The sequence below is a fragment of the Acidovorax sp. Leaf191 genome (assembly GCF_001424425.1).
Classification (GTDB): domain Bacteria; phylum Pseudomonadota; class Gammaproteobacteria; order Burkholderiales; family Burkholderiaceae_C; genus Acidovorax.
On record NZ_LMPT01000019.1, the window covers coordinates 943475 to 965996 of the forward strand.

The 22522-nt window shown below is 65.5% G+C and carries 27 protein-coding genes; 4 read left to right on the forward strand and 23 right to left on the reverse strand.

Going from position 1 to position 22522, the window contains the following annotated elements:
- Nucleotides 1-82: 82 nt before the first annotated feature.
- The 20 genes from ASG27_RS18310 to ASG27_RS18405 all read right to left on the reverse strand — a co-directional run bounded on the left by ASG27_RS18310 (nucleotide 83) and on the right by ASG27_RS18405 (nucleotide 15129).
- A complete protein-coding gene (locus tag ASG27_RS18310) occupies nucleotides 83-490 on the reverse strand; it encodes a TipAS antibiotic-recognition domain-containing protein (protein ID WP_056413666.1) in 408 nt (135 codons plus the stop codon).
- Between the two features lie 215 nt (nucleotides 491-705).
- Complete coding sequence (locus ASG27_RS18315) at nucleotides 706-1191, reverse strand: hypothetical protein (RefSeq protein WP_056434625.1); 486 nt, start codon at nucleotides 1189-1191, stop codon at nucleotides 706-708.
- Nucleotides 1181-2299 carry a hypothetical protein gene (locus ASG27_RS18320; protein WP_056413660.1) on the reverse strand — a complete coding sequence of 373 codons (1119 nt, stop codon included), beginning with the start codon at nucleotides 2297-2299 and terminating at the stop codon, nucleotides 1181-1183. The genes ASG27_RS18315 and ASG27_RS18320 overlap by 11 nt, the downstream gene beginning before the upstream one ends.
- Nucleotides 2296-2829: a hypothetical protein gene (locus ASG27_RS18325; protein ID WP_056413657.1), complete on the reverse strand. Its 534-nt coding sequence runs from the start codon at nucleotides 2827-2829 to the stop codon at nucleotides 2296-2298. The genes ASG27_RS18320 and ASG27_RS18325 overlap by 4 nt, the downstream gene beginning before the upstream one ends.
- Nucleotides 2829-5963, reverse strand: a complete 3135-nt coding sequence (locus tag ASG27_RS18330; protein WP_056413656.1) for a DUF4815 domain-containing protein — start codon at nucleotides 5961-5963, stop codon at nucleotides 2829-2831. The genes ASG27_RS18325 and ASG27_RS18330 overlap by 1 nt, the downstream gene beginning before the upstream one ends.
- A 2-nt stretch (nucleotides 5964-5965) precedes the next feature.
- On the reverse strand, nucleotides 5966-6451 hold the full coding sequence (locus ASG27_RS18335) for a hypothetical protein (protein WP_056413655.1): 486 nt from the start codon (nucleotides 6449-6451) through the stop codon (nucleotides 5966-5968).
- Nucleotides 6451-7404 (reverse strand): phage tail protein, encoded by a 954-nt coding sequence (locus ASG27_RS18340; protein ID WP_056413654.1) that lies wholly within the window; start codon nucleotides 7402-7404, stop codon nucleotides 6451-6453. Before ASG27_RS18340 ends, ASG27_RS18335 begins: the two co-directional genes overlap by 1 nt.
- Complete coding sequence (locus ASG27_RS18345) at nucleotides 7401-8246, reverse strand: baseplate J/gp47 family protein (RefSeq protein ID WP_056413653.1); 846 nt, start codon at nucleotides 8244-8246, stop codon at nucleotides 7401-7403. The genes ASG27_RS18340 and ASG27_RS18345 overlap by 4 nt, the downstream gene beginning before the upstream one ends.
- Nucleotides 8243-8605, reverse strand: coding sequence for a GPW/gp25 family protein (locus ASG27_RS18350; RefSeq protein ID WP_056171880.1), 363 nt, complete (start codon nucleotides 8603-8605; stop codon nucleotides 8243-8245). The genes ASG27_RS18345 and ASG27_RS18350 overlap by 4 nt, the downstream gene beginning before the upstream one ends.
- Nucleotides 8602-9198 (reverse strand): phage baseplate assembly protein V, encoded by a 597-nt coding sequence (locus ASG27_RS18355; RefSeq protein WP_056413862.1) that lies wholly within the window; start codon nucleotides 9196-9198, stop codon nucleotides 8602-8604. Before ASG27_RS18355 ends, ASG27_RS18350 begins: the two co-directional genes overlap by 4 nt.
- Nucleotides 9199-9288: 90 nt before the next feature.
- Nucleotides 9289-9756 (reverse strand): phage virion morphogenesis protein, encoded by a 468-nt coding sequence (locus ASG27_RS18360; RefSeq protein ID WP_056413650.1) that lies wholly within the window; start codon nucleotides 9754-9756, stop codon nucleotides 9289-9291.
- Nucleotides 9757-9759: 3 nt separating this feature from the next.
- Nucleotides 9760-10254, reverse strand: coding sequence for a phage tail protein (locus ASG27_RS18365; protein ID WP_056413647.1), 495 nt, complete (start codon nucleotides 10252-10254; stop codon nucleotides 9760-9762).
- A complete protein-coding gene (locus tag ASG27_RS18370) occupies nucleotides 10238-10777 on the reverse strand; it encodes a hypothetical protein (RefSeq protein ID WP_056413644.1) in 540 nt (179 codons plus the stop codon). Before ASG27_RS18370 ends, ASG27_RS18365 begins: the two co-directional genes overlap by 17 nt.
- A 117-nt stretch (nucleotides 10778-10894) precedes the next feature.
- Nucleotides 10895-11458, reverse strand: a complete 564-nt coding sequence (locus tag ASG27_RS18375; RefSeq protein ID WP_056413641.1) for a glycoside hydrolase family protein — start codon at nucleotides 11456-11458, stop codon at nucleotides 10895-10897.
- Nucleotides 11455-11673, reverse strand: coding sequence for a hypothetical protein (locus tag ASG27_RS18380; protein ID WP_056413638.1), 219 nt, complete (start codon nucleotides 11671-11673; stop codon nucleotides 11455-11457). The genes ASG27_RS18375 and ASG27_RS18380 overlap by 4 nt, the downstream gene beginning before the upstream one ends.
- A gap of 6 nt (nucleotides 11674-11679) precedes the next feature.
- Entirely contained in the window at nucleotides 11680-11886 is a 207-nt protein-coding gene (locus tag ASG27_RS18385; protein ID WP_056413635.1) for a tail protein X, read from the reverse strand.
- Nucleotides 11886-12368 carry a head completion/stabilization protein gene (locus ASG27_RS18390; protein ID WP_056171867.1) on the reverse strand — a complete coding sequence of 161 codons (483 nt, stop codon included), beginning with the start codon at nucleotides 12366-12368 and terminating at the stop codon, nucleotides 11886-11888. The genes ASG27_RS18385 and ASG27_RS18390 overlap by 1 nt, the downstream gene beginning before the upstream one ends.
- Before the next feature lie 113 nt (nucleotides 12369-12481).
- On the reverse strand, nucleotides 12482-13081 hold the full coding sequence (gene gpM / locus ASG27_RS18395) for a phage terminase small subunit (RefSeq protein WP_235503954.1): 600 nt from the start codon (nucleotides 13079-13081) through the stop codon (nucleotides 12482-12484).
- A 112-nt stretch (nucleotides 13082-13193) separates the two neighbouring features.
- Nucleotides 13194-14204, reverse strand: a complete 1011-nt coding sequence (locus ASG27_RS18400) for a phage major capsid protein, P2 family (protein ID WP_056413625.1) — start codon at nucleotides 14202-14204, stop codon at nucleotides 13194-13196.
- Between the two features lie 58 nt (nucleotides 14205-14262).
- The gene (locus tag ASG27_RS18405) at nucleotides 14263-15129 is read right to left on the reverse strand and encodes a GPO family capsid scaffolding protein (protein WP_056413623.1); all 867 of its coding nucleotides are present in this window, start codon (nucleotides 15127-15129) and stop codon (nucleotides 14263-14265) included.
- 168 nt (nucleotides 15130-15297) lie between these two features.
- Here ASG27_RS18405 and ASG27_RS18410 point away from each other — a divergent pair, with 168 nt between their 5' ends.
- From ASG27_RS18410 to ASG27_RS18420, 4 genes are all read left to right on the forward strand, one after another.
- On the forward strand, nucleotides 15298-17097 hold the full coding sequence (locus ASG27_RS18410) for a terminase large subunit domain-containing protein (protein ID WP_235503953.1): 1800 nt from the start codon (nucleotides 15298-15300) through the stop codon (nucleotides 17095-17097).
- Nucleotides 17097-18143, forward strand: coding sequence for a phage portal protein (locus tag ASG27_RS18415; RefSeq protein ID WP_056171860.1), 1047 nt, complete (start codon nucleotides 17097-17099; stop codon nucleotides 18141-18143). Before ASG27_RS18410 ends, ASG27_RS18415 begins: the two co-directional genes overlap by 1 nt.
- 178 nt (nucleotides 18144-18321) lie before the next feature.
- Complete coding sequence (locus tag ASG27_RS26080; RefSeq protein WP_082493154.1) at nucleotides 18322-18564, forward strand: Com family DNA-binding transcriptional regulator; 243 nt, start codon at nucleotides 18322-18324, stop codon at nucleotides 18562-18564.
- Nucleotides 18479-19279, forward strand: a complete 801-nt coding sequence (locus ASG27_RS18420; RefSeq protein ID WP_056413620.1) for a DNA-methyltransferase — start codon at nucleotides 18479-18481, stop codon at nucleotides 19277-19279. Before ASG27_RS26080 ends, ASG27_RS18420 begins: the two co-directional genes overlap by 86 nt.
- A gap of 632 nt (nucleotides 19280-19911) precedes the next feature.
- On the opposite strand, the gene ASG27_RS26900 is transcribed toward ASG27_RS18420, so the two are convergent.
- The 3 genes from ASG27_RS26900 to ASG27_RS18435 form a co-directional block, all read right to left on the reverse strand.
- Nucleotides 19912-20493 (reverse strand): hypothetical protein, encoded by a 582-nt coding sequence (locus ASG27_RS26900; RefSeq protein ID WP_156371498.1) that lies wholly within the window; start codon nucleotides 20491-20493, stop codon nucleotides 19912-19914.
- Nucleotides 20494-20736: 243 nt separating this feature from the next.
- Nucleotides 20737-22038, reverse strand: a complete 1302-nt coding sequence (locus ASG27_RS18430) for a Y-family DNA polymerase (RefSeq protein ID WP_056413615.1) — start codon at nucleotides 22036-22038, stop codon at nucleotides 20737-20739.
- A gap of 26 nt (nucleotides 22039-22064) precedes the next feature.
- Entirely contained in the window at nucleotides 22065-22514 is a 450-nt protein-coding gene (locus tag ASG27_RS18435) for a LexA family protein (protein WP_056413613.1), read from the reverse strand.
- Nucleotides 22515-22522: the final 8 nt, after the last annotated feature.

Below are 22522 nucleotides of genomic sequence, written 5' to 3' on the forward strand. Positions count from 1 at the left end.
CATATGCCGGGCGGGCTTCATTTACGCGGCGCACAAGGGGGTGCGCCCTACAGGGTGGTTCTCCCTGGCATGTCAGCTGGGGTTACAACCTTGCCAACGCGAACACGCAAATTGCATCCTTCAAATATTCGGCCAACCGCGGGTGGTAGCTGTCATGAAACTCCCGCATTGAGGGGTCTTCTTGGTAGAAGAGTCCCAGACCGATATAGCCTTCGCGGCTCGGTTCATAGAACCGCGAAATGATGGCGTGGTGCCTGGCCACCAAAGCTTGGACTTCGGCGGAATCAGCCAGTGCACCTGACGCAATCAGTGGGACCAACTCTTTGTAGAGAACGTCCCAATCTGCGTGCACCTGCGCCTTGTCTACGTGGGCCCAGTTGTTGGATGCAGCAAGCGATTCCGACTGCTCCCGTTCGCGTGAACTCTTGCAAAGGGACAGGTAGTCTGACGTGAATTCGGATGCGTGTGTGTAGGTTGTGTTTGTAGTCATGGATGGTCCTTGGCCCGGCCATCCGCTGGGGTAGCTGCGGTGCCTAGTTGGCGGGCCGGGAAATACGTTGAATGAATCTGAAAGACTGAGTGTCAAAACGTTGAGCGACAGACATAACCTAACCTCGATTCTGTTGGATGAATGGAAAGATGCGGATCATAGTGCCAGCAGCACGGTTATCCGCCCGGGTACAGCGATACCAGGAATGACCGCATTCACGGCAGCTCTTCGGGCTGGATGGGGGCAGTAAAAATTTCAGTGGCTCGGCCGGCCGCCAGGATGCCCAGCGCTTCAAGGCCCTGCACCCCCCGCACGGTGGCCGGGTCTTCAAGGTCGATGAACTGGGCGGCGGCTTGGTCGGCGAGCGTTGCGCGCAGCGAGGCGGCCTGCATGCGCGCCGCCTCAGGCTGCTCGGGACGGTCCACGGCGGCCCACTCGATGGCGGCTTTTTCTTCGGGCGTGAACCGGCGGCGGAACCCCAGCACCGACACGATCCGCGGTGCGGCCGCGGCCGGCGCTTCGGGCTCGGGTGGCGGTGCCGCGTAGGGCCGCATCACCCAGGCCACGCCGGACCAGTTAGCGCGCGGCTCGCCCTCTGTGGTGGTGGTCGATTGGGAAGGCGGTGCACCCGGCACCGTGCGCAGGCCGGCCGCGGCCACGCCGCCCGCAAACCATCCGTGCAAGTCGAATTCAAACGGCAAAGTACACCTCCAGGGCGTCGGGGTTGGATTCGTAGCGGGCTGCAGGGGGCATGCCCACCTGGCCGGAGCCGTTAAACACCAGGCCGCCACCACCAACGCGGGTGCGGATGGTGGGCAGCGCCTCAGACCCACGCCAGAACGTCGGCAACCATTTGAACTTCGTGCCGTCAGCTGTCGCTACCAGGGCGTTCCAGTAGCTGGTGCCGTCAGTGAGCTTCACGGGGATGTAGAGCACCCCGCCCATTTCCGCAGCGCTCTCGCCTAGCTGCGTCACGCGCAGCCCGGTGGGCTCGATATCGCCCACGGCCCCCACGCTCCAGGCGCTCGCATCGTCGGAATAAATGGCCGACAGTGAGCCCTCCGCCATGGTCACCACCAAGAACCGACCGCCAAGCGTGTAGCCACGGCGCGTGCCGTTCGGCGTGCTGGCCAGCGCTGCGGCCAGGCCCGCCGAACTGGCCCAGCCGTCCAGACCGTTGGCGCTCCACTCGCCCACGTTGCACGTGTCGTTCAAAGCCAGCCAGCGCGCGCCGTTGTGCAGCACCTTGCGCCAGTTCTGCGCCGTGGCGAAGTTGCGCGCGGTCCCGGCAGGGTTGGCGGGGGTGTGTGTCCTAAACGCCGTCTGGAAACCGATGCCCAGCACATAGCCAATGCCGCCCGCAGAACACACGGCATCCCCGGTGTTCACGCTTTGCTGGTAGACCCAGGCCACGCCGTTGTCTACCGAAGTCCGCAGGGCACCGCTTCCCGTGTAGGAAGTCATGGCGATCAGCAAGGACCCAACAGCCACCATCTTGCCGGGGTTGAGTACCGACGATACATCTACCTGGCGCGCCGTCCAGGTTTTGAGGTCGGTAGACGTGTAGAGGTTGATGCTGCTGCCGCCTTCGGCGCAGTACACCGTCCCGTTGTGCACGATGTTCTCGTACAGCAACTCGGGCGAGTTCACGCCGCGCAAGCGGTACGGGTTCGCGTAGCGCACAGGCACGCCACTGAACCGGCCGGCGCCGCTCCACAGTGGCCGGCTACGCAGCTGCACGCCCAGCGCGGCGCGCGTGGCCTCGCCCTGGCGCTGGGTCTCGGCAAGGGATGCAATATCAATCGTCATGGGGTGGTTTCCTCCACGGCAGACAGGCCCGCCAGAACGCCGGCTGTGTAGTTCAGGGTTTCGGTTCGAGTGCGCCCGTCATAGATGGTGGTGACGCCGGCCAGCCGGCCGTCGCCGTCATAGGCCAGGGTCTGCAGCGCCACCTGGCCGCCCACGGTGGTGGACAGCGTGGCGACGCGGCCCAGGCCGTCGCGGGTGATGGTCTGCAGGCTGGGGCCGTTGGCAGGCCCCAGGCCCAGGTGCGAGGGTTTGAGCGTGACGGCCGGTCCGGTCTGGCCGTTGACCACGCCCACTTTGCTGGCGGTCAGGAATGTGACGGTGGTATTCAGGTTGCCGATGCTGCCCTGCAGCGCAGCCACGGCGGCGGCCAGCTCGGCGTCTGTCACGCGGCTCTCGATCAGTGCGGCCAGCGTGTCGCAGGCACTGTCCACCGATGCGAACGCAGCGCGCAGGCGCAGCACGTCCTGCTCCAGCAGGTTTTGCGGGTGCGGCAGCTGCAGCCCGAGCGCGGGGGTGCGGTCGTCGGTCATCACAGCACCACCGCGCGCAGGTTGGTCGCCCAGGGCCTGGCGTTGAAGCCGCCGTGCACCGTGACGCGCAGGCGCAACCGCTCGGCCGCGAAGTCCTGCAGCTGGTAGGTCAGCTCCATGACGCCGGCCGTCATCGCGCTGGATGACAGGTAGGGCACCTCCACCCAGGCGGCGCCGGGGGCGTCGGCCTTGGCATGCACCTGCAGCGAGGTGCCGGCCGGCAGATACGCTTCCAGCGTGGCGCGCACGTCAGCCACGCCGCCCGCGCCCAGCATCGGGCTGATGTAGTCGCCCTCATTCTGCAGCGAGCCCACGACCAACTGCATGCCGGGCTCGAGCACCGCGGCAAAGTTGGCATCACCGCGCAGGCGGGCTTTCACACTCACGGGGCCGGTGTAGCGGCTGGGCAGCTCCACCACCTGGCCGGGGGCGGCCTGCACCGTGTGGGCAATGCCGGTGGCGGCAATGTCGAACACGCACGCGGCGGCGGTGCTGGGCTGGTGGGCATAGGCCTGCACGCACAGGTCGGTGGCGTCCACAACGTTGACGGTGCCCAGGTCGATCACCCGTTCGGCTTCGTTGTAGTTCGCGGCCAGCAGCGCAAAGGTCAGGTCTTGGTCTTGGTGCGCCGTCCACGTGCTCGCGTTGGAGCTGGAAAGCATCACGCCGACCTGATACGGCTGGCTGGTGACCCAGCGCAGCGCGTTGGCGTCCCAGCCGCCCAGCTGCGCCAGGCTCAGGGCCGTGGTGTCGTCGTCGCTCAGCACCACCAGGGCGTATTCACGCTGGGCCTGCAACACAACCGGGCTCCACTCCGCCCGCGTGGGCGTGCCGTCCGTCTTGATGGCGGCGGGGAGCAGGCGCGTTTCGGTCAGGATGCGCGCCGTGGGGAAGCCGTTTTCAGCCTCGCGCACCTGCACCAGCGCACCCGTGGTGCCCTTGGCCGTAAACCACAGGTCCACACCGGTGTTGTGCACGGGTGCGTCCAGCATGAAGGTCTGCGCCAGCGGGTCCACGGGCGTGACGCGGAAGTAGATGATTTGCGACATTTCGCGGTCGGTGCGCTCGCCCTGGCCGGTGAACAGGGCAGACGCGGCGCTGCCGCCCGTGCCCCGGAAGTCCACAGCCTTTGTGCCCGCGGGCACGTTGGCGGGGATGGGGAAGGTTCCCGACAGCACGCCCTGTGCGTTCGCCACCAGGGTGCCGCCCGGCAGCGGCTCGGGCACCACGGCCACGCCGTCGAAGGTGACCGACTGCAGGGTTTCACCCGGGCCAAAGTTCAGATCAAAGCGCACATCGATCTGGCGCAGGTATTCCAGCGGCGATGTGGTCTGGCTGCGCACCTTGGCTTCGTCCATGCCAGTGGTCGATGCAAACCAGTTGATGGCCACGGACGTGGGCAGGCCCCAGGTGTCGTAAACGTCCGTCCAGCGGTCCACCGCTGGGGTGAGCGTCACAGGGCGGGGCAGCGGGTCGAACGCGCTGTATGGGTTGACCAACATGGAACCCGTGCGCGCCAGCTGCGACAGGGCCGCGCGCTGGGCATAGGCCGGGCTCTGGCGCGTCTTGATGGCCGTGCCGATCTGGTGCACCGTGAAGTTGATTGGCAGGCGCAAGGCGCTGGCCGCGATCAGCGCCGTTTGCGGCTGGCCCGCGTCGCGCATGGCGTTGTTCAGCATCGGGTCCGCGAACAGCCCTTTCTTAATGCCCGAGTACCGCCCGGAGATATCCACGGCCAGGCGCAATTCGGCTTGGTCCAGCAGGATGCGCGAGATCATGGCGCGGTAGTCAGCAATCTCGGACATGGGCACCATCCGCACGCCGTCGAGGGTCACGCGGCGCTGCGCGTCCCAGGTCTGGTACACCGATGCGATGGTGAGCACGTTGCCGGGCACCTGCGGCGCAATGGGAATCCAGGGGGCGGGCACGCCGCGCACCCAGGCGATATCACCATCGGCCGACAGCGTGAGGCGGTCGATGCGGCGCAACGCGAAGTTGTACGACAGCAGCACCGTGGTGCCGGCCACGGCGCCCGTTACGGTGAGGCCGCGCGAGTCCACCGCCGTGGGAGCCACCACCGCGATGTAGAGGTACGTCACTTGGTAGGTGCTGCCCGGCGCGGGCTCTGCGCCGCCTGCGGCCCAGTCCACCTGGCCTGAGGTCAATTTGAAGTCTGCGGGCGAGTGGAACACCGTCGCCCCCTGCTGGATGGCTTCGATCTGCTGCACGCTGTTGTCAGGCAGCGGGTCGGCCGCGCCCACAAAGCCACCGTGCACCACGTCCACCGTGCGGCGCTTTATGACGCGCACCTGCGGCTCGCCCACCATGGGCCAGCGGTCGAAGTCGATGCGCTGCGCGTCGTTGGTGGCCGACAGATGCGGCTCGCTGTCGATCCACTGCAGATCGGGCGTCCCGTTGAACACCACGCGCCGGCCGCTGGGTAGCTCCAGGGCGGCGCCGTTGATGCGCGCGGCGCCTTCGCCCAGGTTGTAGACCTGCTCCCCGGTGGGCAGATCGGCCGCCATGCGCAGCTCCATGCCGCGCACGATGTAGGTGCCGCCCGTGCTGGCCACGTCATAGGCTTTGATGGCGGTGGTGACGGCGTCGATGTTGGGCGGCGCCTCCTTCGGCCGCACCCAGCCGTCTTCGACCGTCCACACCGGAAAGAACTCGCCGGCCTGGCCGGAACCCTGCACGCCCCAGGCCAGCTGCACGCGCTCGCGGGCGGCGCCGGGCTCGCGGAAGCCGTCTGTTCCTTGGGCCGGGTTCAACAGCTCGGGGTCTTCCAGCTCGGTGATGATGTCGCGTACCAGGTACACGCCGACGAATACCACGCCCACAGGGGCGACCACCAGCGCGGCCGGTGGCACGCCGCGCACGGCGCCCGCCACGTAGATGGCCCCGCTCTCGCAGGTGGTGGCGCCCGTGTCGTGGTTCACGATGATGCCCGCGCCGCTGATGATGGAGCCCTCTTTCATGAGGATGCCCGCGATACCCGCAATTCGGGCGTGCAGGGCGCGCTGCGATTCGTTCAGCTCGGCGCTTTGCAGCACGCGGTCCGCGCGGAACAGGTGGCGGTCGTAGTTCTTGGCCGGGTCAAACCGGTCATAGATTGCGTTTGGATTTGCGGCCATGGTCAGAAGGGCAGGACGTATTCGAAGGTCTGGCGCACGGCGCCATTGCGGGTGAAGGCGGGCACACGCTCCAGGGTGTAGAGGCGGCCGGGCTGGGCGATCTGCGCGGGCGTGAAGTAGCGCTGGCCCGCAGGCAGGCCGGCCACGGGCGCGGCGCCGAAGGTGATGCCGATTTCTCGGATGGTTTCGCCGTCCGCGTCCTCGAAGTTGAAGACCACGCGCACGTACAGCCACCGGGTGGGGCCGGCCACCACCGCGTATTTGCTGCCGCTGGGCAGCTCGATTTCTCCGGCCGGGTTGGGCTCCACGTAGCCCACGAACGTAGCCAGGCGCCGGCCCACCTCGTCCACCAGGGCGCTGGCGTTGCTGGGCTCGGGCTCGGCCACAGCGTCCCAGGCGGGCAGGCCACGGCCCCAGGCCAAATGCACGGGCTGTGCGGCCATGGCCATGGCCAGGGCAATGCGCCCATCGTCTTGCAGGGTTGCCATCAGTTGCTCTCCGTTGATTTCGATTCGATGAAGACCGGGCGCCAGCGCAGGGCGCCCCAGGTGCCGGACCATCCCTGCGGTTGCGGCAGGGCTGGCGGCAGTTCGTCCATGGCGTCCGCGGTGCCTGCCGGCTCGGCAGGTGGCGCGCTCCATAGGGTTACGTCCTGCGTGGCAGTGCCTGGCACGCCGCGTTCGCCCTGCACGCGCACATAGGTCGGCACCTCGCCTCGCATCAGCTCGCCGATGCCGCCGAACTCATTGGCCAGCAGGCGCGAGTCCAGGCGCCAGCAGTCGAGCACCGCTTTGTCATTGCGGGTGAGCTTGGCGACGTAGGCGGCGGTGGCGGTTGCCAGCGGCTGGCCCGCGGTGCTGGTGGTGGTGCCGGTATGGCGGATGCCGAAGCTGGCCTTTACCGGCTCGCCGGTTTCCACGCTGACCCACACGCCCGAAGATCCATCAAGCTGCGCGGTTTCCAGCGGCTGGCCGCCGTCCAGGCGTAGCGGCCGGCGGTCATGGCCCCAAAACACGCGCCAGAAGCGCACGTGCACTGGCACGGACTCGCGCACCACGTGGGCAATCCGCGCAATCTCGGCTGCGGTGGCGGGGCGGCCGAGGTTGATGTGCAGCAGCGCGCCGCGTTCGTCCACCCGCGCGTCGGGAAAACCGACCCAGCCCAGCACGCGGTGCACGCTGGCCGCGGTGCCGCGCTCGAAAAGCCAGGGTTTGCCGGCGGCCATCAGCGCATCGACCGATGCAAAGTAGCGCGCGAAGGGGGAGAGGCCCCACTCTGCGGCCAGCCAGGGCGCGAACGCATCGGGCGTGCCAGTGCTGGGCGACCCGATCGCGGCGGCCAGGGCGTCCCACTGGGGGGCGCTTTGGTCAATGGCGCGTTCCAGCGGCGTGGCCTGCGGGGGTAGCAGGTGCCGGCGCGACGGGGGGGCGGTGGTGGTCACTGCATGCCCTCATCAATCAGCAGTAGGGCGCCCAGCACGGGGTATTCATCGTCCGCCATGGGGGTGATGTCTGCCGGTGCGGACGGGTCCGGGTAGCGCACGGCCACGACGCCTTCCACATGCAGGCGCGTGGTCACCCAGCTGCGCGATACGGCGCGGCCCAGGCGCGCATAGCTGGCCAGGGCGGCGGGCAGGGCGGCCTGCAGCTGCGCCAGCAGGGTGGTGGGTGCGCCGGCCTCGCGCACCAGGCCTGCCGTGATGTTGATAGCCCGTGGCCGGGCGAGCGACACGGACACGGGCACACCCAGGGGGCGGGCGTCGTCGGCGTTCAGCGCGGCGAGCACGGCGGCCTGTGTGGCATCCGCCGTGCTGGTGTCGTGCAGCCACAGTTGAACGCGGACGGAACCCGGCCAGGGTTGTGTGGCGATGGCATCGCGCACGTTCTGCGATGCGGTCATGGCCGTGAGTTCGTAGTGTTCTCTGGTGCCGTTGCCGGCCAGAGCGCGAATACGCAGCTGGATGCGCACCCGGTAGCGGGCATCCGCCTCGCCCAGCAGGCGGGGCACGCCGTAGAAGGCGCCCTTGTGGTCGAGGTCGGCGCCTGTGGCGAAGGCGAGCAGGTAGGCGCGGGCCGCGTCGTTCACGCGCTGGCGGTACAGCAGCTCGCGGTAGGCATGGGCCTGCAGCAGCTTGGCAAGCGGCTCGGACTCCAGCGCGACGACTTCAGCGGCGGCCGGGTAGCGCACCAGCAGTTCGTCGCGGTGGGCTTCGTAGATGGTTTCAAAGTCCAGCGGTTCCACCACGGTGGGCGCCGGCAGCTTGTTCAGGTCGGGAATTGTCATGCAGCACCGCCACGGCGTCCGGTCACAGTGAGCTGCAGGGACAGCGGCTGCTGGCGGCGGTATTCGTTCAGGTGGGTGCCTTCCAGCGTCAGCTGCAGGCGGCCCGGTTTGTCGGCCTCGCGCGCCACGAGGATGCGCGACAGGCGCATGCGCGGCTCCCAGCGCATCAGGGCGCTTGCGATGGCAGAAAACAGGCGTATCTGCGTGGTCTGCGTATCTGGATGGTCGATCAGCTCGGGCACCAGGGAGCCGTAGTCCCGGCGCATGACGCGTGAGCCGATAGGCGTGGTGAGGATGTCGCCCACGGACTGGCGCAGGTGCTCCAGGCCGGTGATGGAGTGGCCGGTGTAGCGGTTCATTTGGGGCCTTCGGTGTCGTCATCGCCCTGCTTGACGCCGCCGTGCACGTGCTTGCGCAGGCTGATGCCGCCCGCCAGGACGTCCGGCGAGCCGGTGGCGCCCTCAGCGTCGATCACCAGAGATCCGCCACCGGCAGACAGGACGATGCGATCCCGGCGTAGCTCTATGAAGGCTTGGCCCACGCGCAGGGTGATGCCTTGTTCGCAGGTGATGGTGAGCATTCCGGCGCCCGCGTCGTGCTCCATGCCTTCGGTTTCGCTCCAGTCGAGGCGGTAGGCGTTGGGGTTCTCGCTGCCCTGCGGCGCCCTGTCGCTGTAGACACCGGGCAGCACTACGGCGTTGAGCAGGTCGCCGCCGGGCGCCATCACCATGCACTGCTCGCCGACCTTCGGCGGCCACCACTGGCGGCGAGACGGACCGCCCGCGCTGCCGCTGGTCCAGGGTAGCCAGTCGGTGAGCAATTCACCGCTGCGCACGCGGCAGCGTGCGGGCTTGCCGTGGCGCACTTCGGCCACGGTTCCCGCGCGCAAGATGTTCTCTAAGCGGCGGCCAATTTCGAGGGGTGATTCAGATTGAGCAACGGGCCGTTCCATGCAATCGATGGTGCCCGCGTGCGCGCGAAAACGCACCCGATTGCGCCTGTGTGCACCCCGTGCACATGCAGCTGTGTCGCAGGTGTGGCGCTACCGGGAAAGGTGCGACAGCACCAGTTCCTGAATCCGCGCCATCTGGGCTTCGGTGATGCCCAGCAGGGGCCGCGCTGGGTAGCGGTATGTCGGCCCGCCTGGCTTCACGCGGTCTTCCAGCCCGAAGTGGTGGACACGGGCGATGCGGTCAGCTCGGCCCACGAACTGAAGCACCGCTTCGTCGGTCAGGCCCTGTGCCTTGAGGTGCTTTGCGGCGCGCAGCTTCTGGAACATTGGCGCAGACTTCTTTGCATTGCGACGAACGGCGCCGCGCTGTTCGCGCAGGGCATTGGGCTTGCGGGGTTCCCACGGTGTGCCGTCCGGAGCCTGCTGCGCGCGCATGGTGGCCACATTGCCCGCGCGCAGGTCGCGCGCCACCTCGCGCGCCAGGCCCCGGCGCTCGGCTTCGGTGAGTTTGGCCAGCAGTGGAGAAAGCCACGCTTCCAAGCGCTGCAGATCGTCCATGGCTTAACGGGGGTCGTGGTCCCACTGGGCCAGCAGCTCGCCGTGCATCCACAGTGTCCAGTGCTCTGGCTTATCGATGTGGACCGGGTGCGGCGGCTCGGCCACGTGATGCAGCTCCACGGCGCCGGCCGGCGCCCCGGCGCGCGGGCGCACCAGCACGCGTTCGGTCAGGTCGATTTCAAAGCCGATGTCGGTGGTGATGTCGGTCAGAAACTCGACGTTGAACCGCAGGGCCTTTTCTCGCTTGTCGGGGTTGTCCAGCAGCTCGGGCTGGTTGCGGGAAATCCACTCCAGCATCGGCACCACCAGCGCATCGGCGTGGCCGGCGTAGCCCAGCGCCACCACCTGCAGGGTGTAGGCGTACTCAAACGACAGCGTGCCGGTGCCCGTGGTGATGATGCGGCCCGCGTTGATGAACAACGTCAGGTTCTCGGGGTTCTGCGCGAACCAGGGCACTGCGGCCGTGAGCTGGTCGCGCAGGCTACTGGGCTTGAGCATCGGGCGTGCCTTCCAACAGCTGCCGGTCGGCGTCGATGACGGAGCGCAGCAGGACTACTTCGGCGTCTCGCTTGTCAACAACCGCTCTGAGTTCTCCGACCACTTGGACGCCTTCGACAATGTGGCGGTCGAGGGTTTCAAGTCGATCCGCAAGACCGCGGCGGGCAGCGTCGTCGGCTTGGGCTTGCGCGCGATAGGTGGCGGCTCGGCGCTCGGCATCGACGCGCAGCCGCTCAGCGCGAGACAGATCGAGGCGCAGAGCATCGTCGCGCGCCGGCTGGCCTTGGGTGAAAACATCGGATGCCTCCAGGGTGTGGGTTGCGTGGGTGGACTCATTCGTGGCGGTGGCGCGTTCATCGGTGAGCACAGCGTCCGTGCGCGCTTTGGATGCGCGGGCGGTGCTGGCGATCAGATCGCGGTGGGCCAGTTGCTCGGAGTGCAGGCGAAAGGTTTGCGCGATCAACAGTGCGCCCAGCGCCAGTGCGCCGGCCTGCCAGGCGTAGGCTTTGATGGTGCTCAGCATGTCAGCAGATCCCGTGCGGATGGCCACCGCAAAACGTGATGTAGGCAGTGGCCAGGGCCGCCGCAGCGAGCAGCACCAGCACCAGCGCGGTGATGGCCAGAGCTTTGAGAGCTTTTTTCATTGCAGCGCCATGCAGTCCGCATGCCTCTTTTGTTGGCGGGTCCACACGCCCTTGCAGCCCTGCGGCCCCCAGTTCTCGCGCAGGCGGCAGTCTCGCCCGGCCTGAAAACGCCACTGCAGCAGCGCGTGGCAGGCGCCCACGTAGTCCCCCCGAAGCAGCCAGGTGCGCGGCGACTGCGGCTTGCGCCAATTGCCGCTGCCGAACTGGCCGACCCAGTCTTGATACAGGTCGAACTCGCCGGGATACAGGAGCACGTCCGGCAGACTGGCCTTGAACCGCAATTCATCGGCGCTGTGCAGGTTGCGCGCCAACTGCTCGGCCAGCTGGCGGGTGATGGGCGTGTCGGAAAGACTGACTCGCGTTCCGTCTTCGTAGCGTGTGGAACCGTGGCCGATGGTGGGCACGTCGCCGGCCGTGGGCACGTAGGGGTGGTGCACCACCGCGCCATCGGCCCGCACGCTGGTGGGGCCGTCGCCCTCGCTGGCCTTCCATGTGGCGAAGCCCGCGGCAGACAGTGACAGTAGCGCGACGGCGATACGCTGGCGTGTGCTGCCGCTCATGGCTGCACCGCATCGCGCCTGGCGTTGCGGTCCTCGCGTTCGTTCTGCCATTTCCACACCAAGTAGGCGATCTGCAGCGTCAGGTAGAGGCACGTCAGGGTGGTGATTGGGCTCAGGGTGAAGAAGCCGCCTTGCTGGTTGGCGGCGACGGTGACGGGCGGGGAGGCCTTTGCAACCTCCACGCCCACGGCTTTGGCAATGCTTGTGCTGTCCATGGTGGATCAATCCCACAGGTTGATGGTTGGTCGGGTGGTGGTGGTGGGCGCGTCGGGCAGCTGCACGGCATCGCCGGCCGCCAGGTGCACGCCCTTGGCGGCCAGGCCGGGATTCAGGTTCAGCGCGGCCTCGACCGTGCCGCGCGTGGTCCCGAGAGTGCGCAGGCAAATTTGGTCGAGTGTTTCGTGGTCGCGGGCGATGGCTTGCGGCATCAGATCAGCTCCACGGTGGTGCGGCCGATGCCCAGGATGTCGGAGATAGCCCAGCGCATGGCCTGGCGGTGGGAGTCGGCCCGGCTCTCGATCTTTTCTTTGATGCGGTCGCCCTTGCCGTCGCTCGATGGCGTGGTGCTGATGTCGCGGTACGCCTCGGCCAGGTCGGCCTGCACGTGGGAATAGACGGCCAGGAGATAGCGCGCTTCGTTCTCGCTCGCGCCGTCCAGTTCATCGCAAGGCACGGCCGACAGCGAGGCATAGCCCATGGCTTGGTGCGCATCGCGCCAGGCGCGCAGCTCGCCGTTTACGCTGCGCAGGGCCGCCACCAGCGCCAGGCGCAAGCGGTCGGGCGTGACTGTGCCATCCAGGCGGCAGGCCAGGCGCAGGCGGTCGGGCGAGATGGCGGGAAACCACGGGTGGTTTTGCACGGGCAGCTCTGCGCCGACAACGGGGGGTTTGGCTGTGGCTACGAAACTCACGGGGTAGGCCTCGGGGTGGTGAATAAGGTGGCGGTGGTCCGGGTGCGTTGACCGCCGGGCTTACGCCCTTGGGTCGCGGCACCCGGAGCCGCCAGGGTGCGGGGTACGCTCGGTCAGGAGGCTGGCGCTGCGTTCTTCAAACGTCGCTCCAAACGCTCCATGTCTTTTTTCACGCCGACTTGCGCGAACAATTCGTTTGCGCGGACAAACTGCGCCATGGCCGCGCGGGCCTTGGTTTCGTCCACCGTTGTGTAGTCGGGCGTATTCGTCGGGGTGCGGCCCACCACGGCATAGCCGATGGCCTTGAACAGCTTGGCGCGGGCTTGGTCGGGCGCGTCGTGGGCTTCGGTCAGCTGCGCGACTTCTGCGAGCACGCGCACTGCCTCATCACCACACAGCTTTCCATCCAGCGCCGCGGTGGCGGCCATGTCGATCAAGATCACGGCGGGTGTGCGCGAGTAGTCGGCCGGCATCGCCAGGCCGTTGGCGATCACATAGCGGGCCAGCTCCAGGGCGCGAACCCAGGAACCGGCATCCATGTGCCACACCATCAGCGTGACCAGCACCATGTCGTGCGCGCCCTGGCCGCCCGCGAGCGCGCCGACCAGGTATTCGTCGTACACGGCCAGCAGCTCGCGCTTTGCCTCGATCTTCCGTTCCACAGACTGGATGCTTCTGAGCAGCCGTTTGTGTTCGGCGAGCTGGCGCAGCATCAGTTCGTAGGCGGTGCCCCGGACCTCTTGGCCGTGGGGCGCGGCCCTGGACGATAGCTCGGCCAGCACGCGCAGTTTGTGGGCTCGGGCGGGGGATGTCATGGCGCCCCGCTCAGGCCAGCTCGATGTTTTCCAGCAGCACCGCTTTGCCCAGGTTTTCCACCACGTAGGCTTCGTTCACGCTCTCGTAGTTCTCGTAGCGGTCGCGCTTGGCGTTGTCGGTGAACATGCGGCGGCGGGTTTCCTCCTGCCAGTAGATGGACAGGTTGTCCCAGCTGGTGATGAGGATGGATGCGCCCGGGAAGAAGGGCACGGCCGCCGCCGTGACGTTGCCGATAGCCTTCTGGCCCATGATGACCTGCGCGGCCAGTTGCTCGGTGGGCGCCTGTTTCACGTTGACCATCGGGAAATACTTGTCGTGCAGCAGGTCGCGGCCGACCATCGCCACCAGGCTGGTGTCGTTGTGAAACCAGGGGTCCAGCAGGTTGAGGGCGTCCATCACCAGCGCGTCGAGGTTCTTGTAATGCGCGCCTGCAGCATCGCCCACCTTGATGGCGCCAGCGCCCGCCGCACCTTCGTCCATCACGCGCTCGGGCGCCGTCTCGCGCAGCTGCTGCAGCCAGCCCTTGTTGACGTCCTGCAGCATGGGGTTTGCCGTGATGTCGGTTTCAGCAGCTGCGGCGACACCGTTAAAACCGATCATGGTGCGGTCGAGGGCCTGGCGAATGACGAGGGCATCGCGCACACGGGTTTGAAAGTCTTTGAACTTCGCCCACATGTCGAGCTTCGCGTAGTCCAGATGGGTGTCGAAGTTTGTCTGGAAGCAGTGGTACTGGGTACCGTCCAGCGTAGACAGATCGCGCGTGGCGCGGTCTTTGAGCTTCGTGTTCGTGCGGCTGGCTGCAGGGCCGCCGATGCCCAGGCCCAGCTTTGCGCCCTGTTGCTCGCGTACGGGCACGATGTTGATGCGCTTGAGCACGTCTGCGGACTCCTGAATTTTGGTTTCCAGGGTCTGCGCCACGGTGGGGGCGACGGTGAACTTCTCGGCCGCGCTGGGAACGGAGTTCAGGGTGGCGAGTTGGGATGCATAGGCCGATACGGCCTGGCGGGTGATGGCGTGCATGTCGGTATTCCAGGGTGAGGGATTGGGGCTTGATTGGGGTGGTTTGGGCGCTTGGGGATCAGCAGTCGGTCTTGGGTGCGCCGTCGCCGCCGCTCGCTGGTGGACGGGCGGTGAAGCCCGACTCGGGGGTTTCTTCCAGGCGTTTCACCAGGGCGTCGTGCTTGCCCGACAGCTCGGTGAAGGTCTTGGCCAGGGCGGCGTGCTCTGCCTTCAAGTCGTCGTGCGCCTTCTCTTGCGCTTCGGCGTAGGTGCCGAAGGCTTCAAAACCTTTGAGCACTTCGGCAAAGCGGGCGTCGTCGTCTTTCGTCTTACCGGTGAAGCGCTTCACCAGGCCATCCAGCACAGTGGAGAACTTGGACGCCTTGGGCTCGGCCTCGGGTGTCTCGTCTTCCTCAAAAATCAGCTCGGTGTGCACCGCTTCGCTGAACAGCGCGCCGGCCTCGCTCTTGCGCTTGGTGAACGGGCTGGCTTCGGGCTTTTGCGCCGCGAATGTCAGCACCTCGGTGCCCAGGCTGGCCGGGCTGTCGGTGACGCCCAGGCCCGTGAGGTACGCCTCGCCCGAGTCGGCGAATTTGGGGTGCACCTCGATGCTGGTGTAGATCTTCTGGCCGGCCTTGTTCATGGCCACCAGCTCGGGCAGCGGCTTGATTTGCGCGAACAGTGCGCGCTTGCCGTCTTCGACGTCGCGGGCTTCGACTGCGAGCACGTCGCCGTGCGCTCGGAACGGGCTGTCGGCGTACAGGCCGCGCATGTGCTCCACCCACACCCGGGCGCCGTACTTCGCCGGGTCGAAGTTCTTCGCCATCTGGTTGATCTGGTCGCGGGTGATGGCGCGGCCGTCAGTGGTGGCGCCTTCGGTGGCCACGCGGAAGAACTTGGATTTCAGCGACTTCTGCGCTGCTGTCTCAGGGGTCTTGGATGCCATGGTGATGGGGTTCCTCGGTTGCGTTGAGTGCGATGGTTTGCAGTGGTTGCCATCGTCTCGCCGTCGCGCGAAGCCATCAATCAATGCCGCATGTGCAGCGTTCAGGCACATGCAGTAGGGCAGGTGAGCGTGTGCTTTTTCACGGGTTGGCGGCCCAAACTTGGCGCCATGTCTGCAGACGCCATCGCCAAAGCCTTGCCCTTTTCCACGCTGCCCGGTCCCGGCCTGGCGGCCGATAAGCGCCGCGCGGCGCGGCACCTGTTCTGGCAGGGGTGGGCGATCACGACCATTGCGGCTTACATCGAAGAACCGCGCTCCACCGTGCAGGGGTGGAAGGATGCCGAACAGTGGGAGAAGGCGCAACCCGTGGACCGCGTTGAGGCGGTGATTGAAACCCGCATGGCGCAGCTGGTCATGAAGGACAACAAGACCGGCGGCGACTACAAGGAAATCGACCTGCTCGGCCGTCAGATGGAGCGCCTGGCCCGAGTGCACAAGTACGAGAAAACGGGCAAGGAAGCGGACCTGAACCCCGCCATCAACCGTCGCAACGACAAGCCCAAGAAGCAGCCCGAGCGCAACCACTTCGATGAGAACGAGCACCAGCAGCTGCTGGACTGTTTCGCGGGCTCTCTGTTCGGGTATCAGAAGACCTGGCGCGCCGCGCACGATCAGCGCACGCGCTTCATCCTGAAGTCACGGCAGATCGGCGCGACGTGGTACTTCGCCCGGGAGGCGCTGGCCGATGCGTTGGAGACCGGGCGCAATCAGATTTTCCTGTCGGCATCCAAGGCCCAGGCGCACATCTTCAAGCAGTACATCATTGCCTTTGCCAAAGAGGCCTGCGGCGTGGAGCTGTCGGGCGATCCCATTGTGTTGAGCAATGGCGCCACGCTGTATTTCTTGGGGACCAATGCGCTGACGGCGCAGGGTTACCACGGCAATTTTTACTTTGACGAGTGCTTCTGGACGCGCAAGTTTGACGAGTTGAACAAGGTGGCGTCGGGCATGGCCATGCACAAGCATTGGCGCAAGACCTACTTCTCCACGCCATCCAGCATCCAGCACCCCGCCTATGCGCTGTGGAGCGGCGACCGCTACAACAGGAAGCGCGCCAAGTCCGACCGCGTCAAGCTCGATCTGTCTCACACGCACCTGGCCGGCGGCTTCACGGGCGAGGACAAGATTTGGCGCCAGATCGTCACGATCTTGGACGCCATGCACGGCGGGTGCAACCTGTTCGATATCGAGGAACTGCGCCACGAGTACAGCCCCGAGGAATTCGCCAATCTGCTGATGTGCGGGTTCATGGACGACACGTTCAGCATCTTCCCGCTGTCGGAGCTGCAGGCCTGCATGGTCGACAGCTGGGTGGAGTGGAGTGACGTGCACCAGCTGACCCTGCGGCCGTTCGGCTACCGGCCGGTGTGGGTGGGCTATGACCCTTCGCGCACTGGCGATTCGGCCGGGCTCGTGGTGCTGGCGCCCCCTGCAAAGCCCGGCGGCAAATTCCGGGTGCTGGAAACCCAGCAGTTCCGCGGGCTGGACTACGAAGCACAGGCCGATGCCATCAAGAAGATCACGGAGCGCTACAACGTCGCGCACATCGGCATCGACACCACCGGCATGGGCCGCGGCGTGTTCGAGCTGGTCAGCAAGTTCTACCCGGCGGCCAAGGCCATCAACTACTCGGTGGAAGTCAAAACCATGCTGGTGCTGAAAGCCAAAAGCATCATCAGCAAAGGCCGGCTGGAGTTCGACAACGGCGCCGTGGGCATTGACCTGGCGCAGGCCTTCATGTCGATCAAGCGCACCTTGACCGCCAGCGGTAGCCAGGCCACCTACACCGCCGGCCGCACCGAACAAACCGGGCACGCGGATCTGGCATGGGCGTGCATGCACGCACTCGACAACGAGCCGCTGGAAGGTAGCTCCAGCGCCAATCAATCACTCATGGAGATTTTCTAATGACAGCTGGCACCAGCCAGGCCGATACGGCCGCCACCACCACGCCAGCAACAGGCGAGCGCTCGCAGATCGAGGCCTTCACCTTCGGCGAGCCCGCACCAGTGATGCAGGGGGAAATGCTGGACTACGTGGAAAGCTGGATCAACGGCAAGTGGTACGAGCCGCCATTGAGCTGGGACGGCCTGGCCAAGTCGTTTCGCGCGAGCCCGCACCATGCGAGTGCGCTCTACGTGAAACGCAATGTGCTGGCCAGCACTTTCAAGCCGCACAAGCTGCTGGACCGCGCGACGTTCAGCAAGTATGCGCTGGACTTTTTAACCTTCGGCAATGCCTACCTTGAGCGGCCGCGCAACCGGTTGGGCGGCTCGCTGCCCCTGCGCCACACGCTGGCCAAGTACATGCGGCGCGGCTCGGAGTTGGATAACTATTTTTTCGTGCAAGGCTACAGGACCGAACACGAATTCAAGCGCGGGGCGGTGTTCCACCTGATGGAGCCGGATGTGAATCAGGAGGTGTACGGCCTGCCCGAGTACCTGGCCGCGCTGCAGTCGGCCTGGCTCAACGAATCCGCAACCCTATTCCGCCGGAAGTATTACAACAACGGCTCGCACGCCGGATTCATCCTGTACCTGTCGGATGCAGCCCAGCAGCAGGGCGACGTCGATGCGCTACGCGACGCCCTCAAGAAGAGCAAGGGGCCGGGCAACTTCAAAAACCTGTTTATGCACGCGCCCAACGGCAAGAAGGACGGCATCCAGGTGATCCCCCTGTCCGAGGTGGCCGCAAAGGACGAGTTTTTCAACATCAAGAACGTGAGCCGCGACGACCTGCTGGCGGCCCACCGCATCCCGCCTCAGCTCATGGGCGTGGTGCCCAGCAATACCGGCGGCTTCGGTGCCGTGCGGCCGGCCGCCGAAGTCTTCGCCCGCAATGAGATCGTGCCGCTACAGGCGCGGTTCAGCGAGCTGAATGCTTGGCTGGGCGAGGAAGTCGTTCGCTTTGAGCCCTACACCGTGGGCGACGGGGAGGGTGATGCTACGAAATAAATAGCTGCTTACGCTTGCACCGCAATGGCTTGCGGTTGATCCTCGAAAAAAGATAGGGCGAATGTGAAGGGTGCTGTAACACCCAGCGCAAACCCCTCCGCCGTGATTGCCCACGGCATTGGCCCGCGGCCCCATCACCTGTGCACAGGCGGGACGCATCTTAGGCGATGCCGACACCATGGAAGAAATCCGTTGCGGCCACTGCGCGCGAAAGCTCGCAGAGGCTGCGTTTGTAGAAATTGCGATCAAGTGCCCGCGCTGCGGGACGATGAACCACCTGCGGGCCGTGAGCCCCACACCAGAGCGCCAGCGAGTGCCACCACCCATGAAAGACCATGAACAGCACTCGCTCGGCCACACTGGCCACACAACCCCTCGAATGCCGCCAGATCGGCGGCGCCACTATCTACCGCGGCGATAGCATGCAAGTTCTGCAGCAGCTCGGCCTGCAGGTTGATGCCCTCATCACCGACCCTCCGTACAGCAGCGGCGGGATGATGCGCGGGGACCGCATGCAGTCCCCGGCCGCAAAGTACGTGCAGGGCGGCCCGGCCGAAGGGGCCGGCCACAACCTCAACTTCTCCGGTGACAACCGCGACGGCCGCAGCTGGGCGTTCTGGGTGAGCTGCTGGGTGTCGCTGGTGCGCCAGGCGCTGCGCCCTGGCGGATATGCCATGGTTTTCACTGACTGGCGGCAGCTGCCTACGCTCACGGATGCATTCCAGTCGGGCGGCTTGGTGTGGCGCGGGCTGGTGCCGTGGGACAAGACCGAATCCTCCCGCGCACCACACAAGGGCTATTTCCGTCACCAGGCGGAATACGTCGTATGGGGATCAAACGGCCCGCTCGCACCGGCAGTGCATGGCGGCCCATGGCCTGGCGTGGTTCGCGAGCGGGTAGACCACCGCAAGAAATTCCACATGACTGGTAAGCCTGTGGACCTGATGCGCCAGCTGTGCCAAGCTGTGCCCCCTGGCGGTGTCATCTTGGACCCGTTCATGGGGTCCGGGTCCACGGGCGTGGCCGCGCTCGAGCTGGGCTATCAGTTCATCGGCATTGAGCAGGACCAGCACTACTTCGACATCGCGGCCCAGCGTCTTGCGAGTGCGGCGTCGGAGCAAGAGCACGCGGTCTGACCATCTCAGACCAATCACGGGCCACCCTTCACGGTGGCCTTTTTTACGCCCATAGACGAGCTGGCGCCCTGACGGCGCCCGACCCCCCCTGCCGTACCGGCCTTGGCGCCTTGTCGGCCCCGCCATGGCCCCGCGCGCCGGCCGGTGGCAGGGGGGCGACTCAGTCCAGGACGGGGATGGCCTGAGCATCCCGGCGCGCAGTCGAGACCCCGCCGCGCCTACCCTCTTGATAGGCCGTTTTTGCTGACCCTGCCGACCCCAGGCCGCGCCAGGGCTGGTGCGGTCTCGCGGCCCGATTCTGGGCTAGTTCAGATGACGGGGTTTGCTGGCTTTTGAAGTTCTTGCACTGATTTCATCGGCGCTTTGAGTTAAGTGACAGCTAACCCCTGTCACAACGTAGGGCGCCGCGGTCCAGATGCCGTTGCTCGCCCCACTGGTGTGACGTATGTGACCGTCGCTGAACCCTCTTCACCGGGATTTGGGAGGCTCGCCTCGACTAACTCGGCTGCAACAAGAACGCGTATCTTGTCGATTGACGCTTCGTCGTGGAATGTCTGAGGCAACTCCATATTGACAATCTGCTTTAAGAAGTCTTGAGGCACGCTTTGTCTCCGTGTATATGTTGTCGTGTTTCAAGCTTCAAGTTGAGCCTGCGCCCCGGTGAGGAATTGCTCCCGGATCTGCTGAAACATCGCCGGGTCCGACGCCAGAGCATTCAACTCGCCATTGCTGCTGATCCTGAAATGTGCACTGTTGAGTTGAGCCACTTGCAAGAACGCACCAAAGCATTCGGAAGGCAGAGACATAGTGCCCAGGGCACGAGCTTCGTCCAGGTAGAACATGGGCGGGGGCAACTGTTCTGCGCTGGAAAAACCGATCACAAGTTCGGTTCGGACAGCGCCCTCTCGGTGTCCCATCAACTCCAACACACCGGTAGCTTCGCGAAGGACATAGTCACCGTCCTGATAAATCTGTGCGCCCGATAGAGCCGCTACTCGCACGGAGCGGACTTTAGATACCACCCCGGTAGTCCATTTGGCCGAAAGGTCAAGTGGCTGGAAGATAGGGTCTCTGTTGGTAATAGGTTGTAGGTTGCGTTGCATTCCAATACTGTTACCAATGCAGATTTCCCACTGTGTCAGACGTATTTGATGTTGCAATATTTTGCAAATTGTGGGTATTTGTTGCGGGCGCTCTCTATAGAGTGAGTTCATGGATGCAAACCCACTCGTTGAGGCTCATGTCTCAGCAACTTCAACCGGAGCAGATCTGGTCTTGGAGTGCCTGAAGTGTGGGGCAAGTGAAATCGTGATTGGCTACGCTGGTGGACGTGTCCCTTACTCTTTTTTGTGGATGCCCAAATCCGTCACCGGCTTGGCTCGCGTGACCTGTTTTTCCTGTGGAGCAGAGTCACTTCGACAGGTGAACGGTGGTGAGCGAGTGCTCGGCAGCTGAGCCTAAGCGCGCGCGACGGGCACATCCTCCCACCGCGTCGTGTACTGCGGCGTGCGCCTCTCCTGCCTCATCCCCCAGCCCTTCGTCGCTTTGCTGCTGCCCCCTGTAGCGGCAGAGTGCACGGTCCCCTTGCCGTACCGCGTGTTGAGCGCGTCGATCGCCTTCATCAACTCGCTGCGGTCGCGGTGGTCCTCGTCTTCAAGATCCAGCTCGCACTGCAGCACGCTGCCCGGCATCAGGTCCAGCAGCATCACCCCAGCCTTTGCCATTCGATAGCCTGGCTCGTACATGCGTCGCATGCCGGCGGCCGCGGCCCACACCAGTTTCCCCGTGTCCGCCGTGGGCCTGCGCAGCGGCACGACCACCGACTTGTTGAACCTCGGGCCGTCGCGGAACGGCGAGGTGTGACAGAACACCAGCAACTGGCTGGCCAGGCTGTCCTGCTTGCGCAGCTTTTCCGCGGCCCGACTCGCAAACTCACTCACGGCCTCGATCAGCGGGGGGAGGTCCGTCACGGTGCTGCCAAATGACCTGGTGCACGCGATCTCTTTCTTGGGGTCCGGCGCATCGTCCAGTTGCATGCATTGCATGCCCTGCAGCTCGCGCACGGTTCGCTCCAGCACGACGCTCCAGCGCCGGCGCACCGTGGCCGGGTCCATGCGAACAAGGTCCAGCACTGTGTGGATGCCGCCTTCGTGCAGCTGCGCGCCGATCTTGCGGCCCACCCCCCAGACTTCTTCTACAAGAGTCGCCGCCAGCACGTCGTCAAAGTCCTGAGCGGGCAGGGCGGCCAGATTGCAGACCTGAGCCAATTCGCTGGGGTAGCTGCCCGGCTTGCGCTCAGCCGTCTTGGCGATGTGGTTTGCCAGCTTGGCCAGCGTCATCGTGGGCGCAATGCCGACCCCGCACGGGATGCCCACCCAGCGGTCGATGCGCTCGCGTATGGCCCGGCTGCGCTTCGTCAGGTCGCCGCGCATGCCATGCAGCCCGACAAAGCTCTCGTCAATCGAGTAGATCTCCTGCGTCGGCCCCAGGCCGGCGGCCAGGCTCATCATCCTGTTGCTCATGTCGCCGTACAGGGTGAAATTCGCGCTCAGCGCTACGAGGCCGTGCGTGTCCTCCATGTGCTGGATCTGGAACCAGGGCGCACCCATCTTGATGCCCAGGGCCTTGGCTTCGTTACTGCGGGCAATGGCGCAGCCATCGTTGTTGCTCAGCACAACCACGGGCCGGCCGTTCAGGGACGGCCGGAACACCCGTTCACACGAGACGTAGAAGTTGTTCCCATCGACCAAGGCATACATGGCAGTGCACTCTCTGGCGCCCTTGGTTAGCTGGTCGGGAAAATCTTCACGCACCCGCGCACGACGCCCCAGACCTCAATGGTCTGGCTGTCGCGCGGCACGATATCCGGGTACGTGGGGTTGGCCGCGCGCAATTTGATGCGGCCGGCGCGCTGGTGCAAGTACTTCACAGTGCACTCGCCGTCCACGATTGCCACCACGATGCATCCATGCTTTGGGCGCACTGCCTTGTCCACCGCAATGATGCTGCCGTCCTCGATGCCGGCATCGCGCATGGAATCGCCTTTGACCCGCCAGAAGTAGGTGGCCTGCGGGTGCACCACAAGCAGCTGCATGATGTCCAGCCGCTCCACCACAAAATCATCTGCCGGCGACGGAAACCCCGCGCGCACGCTCACGCCGCAGATCGGCAGAGCGAGCGACTGCACGGCCACGTCGTAGGGCACCGGCAGCGGGGAATCCAAAATACTGTACATATTTACAG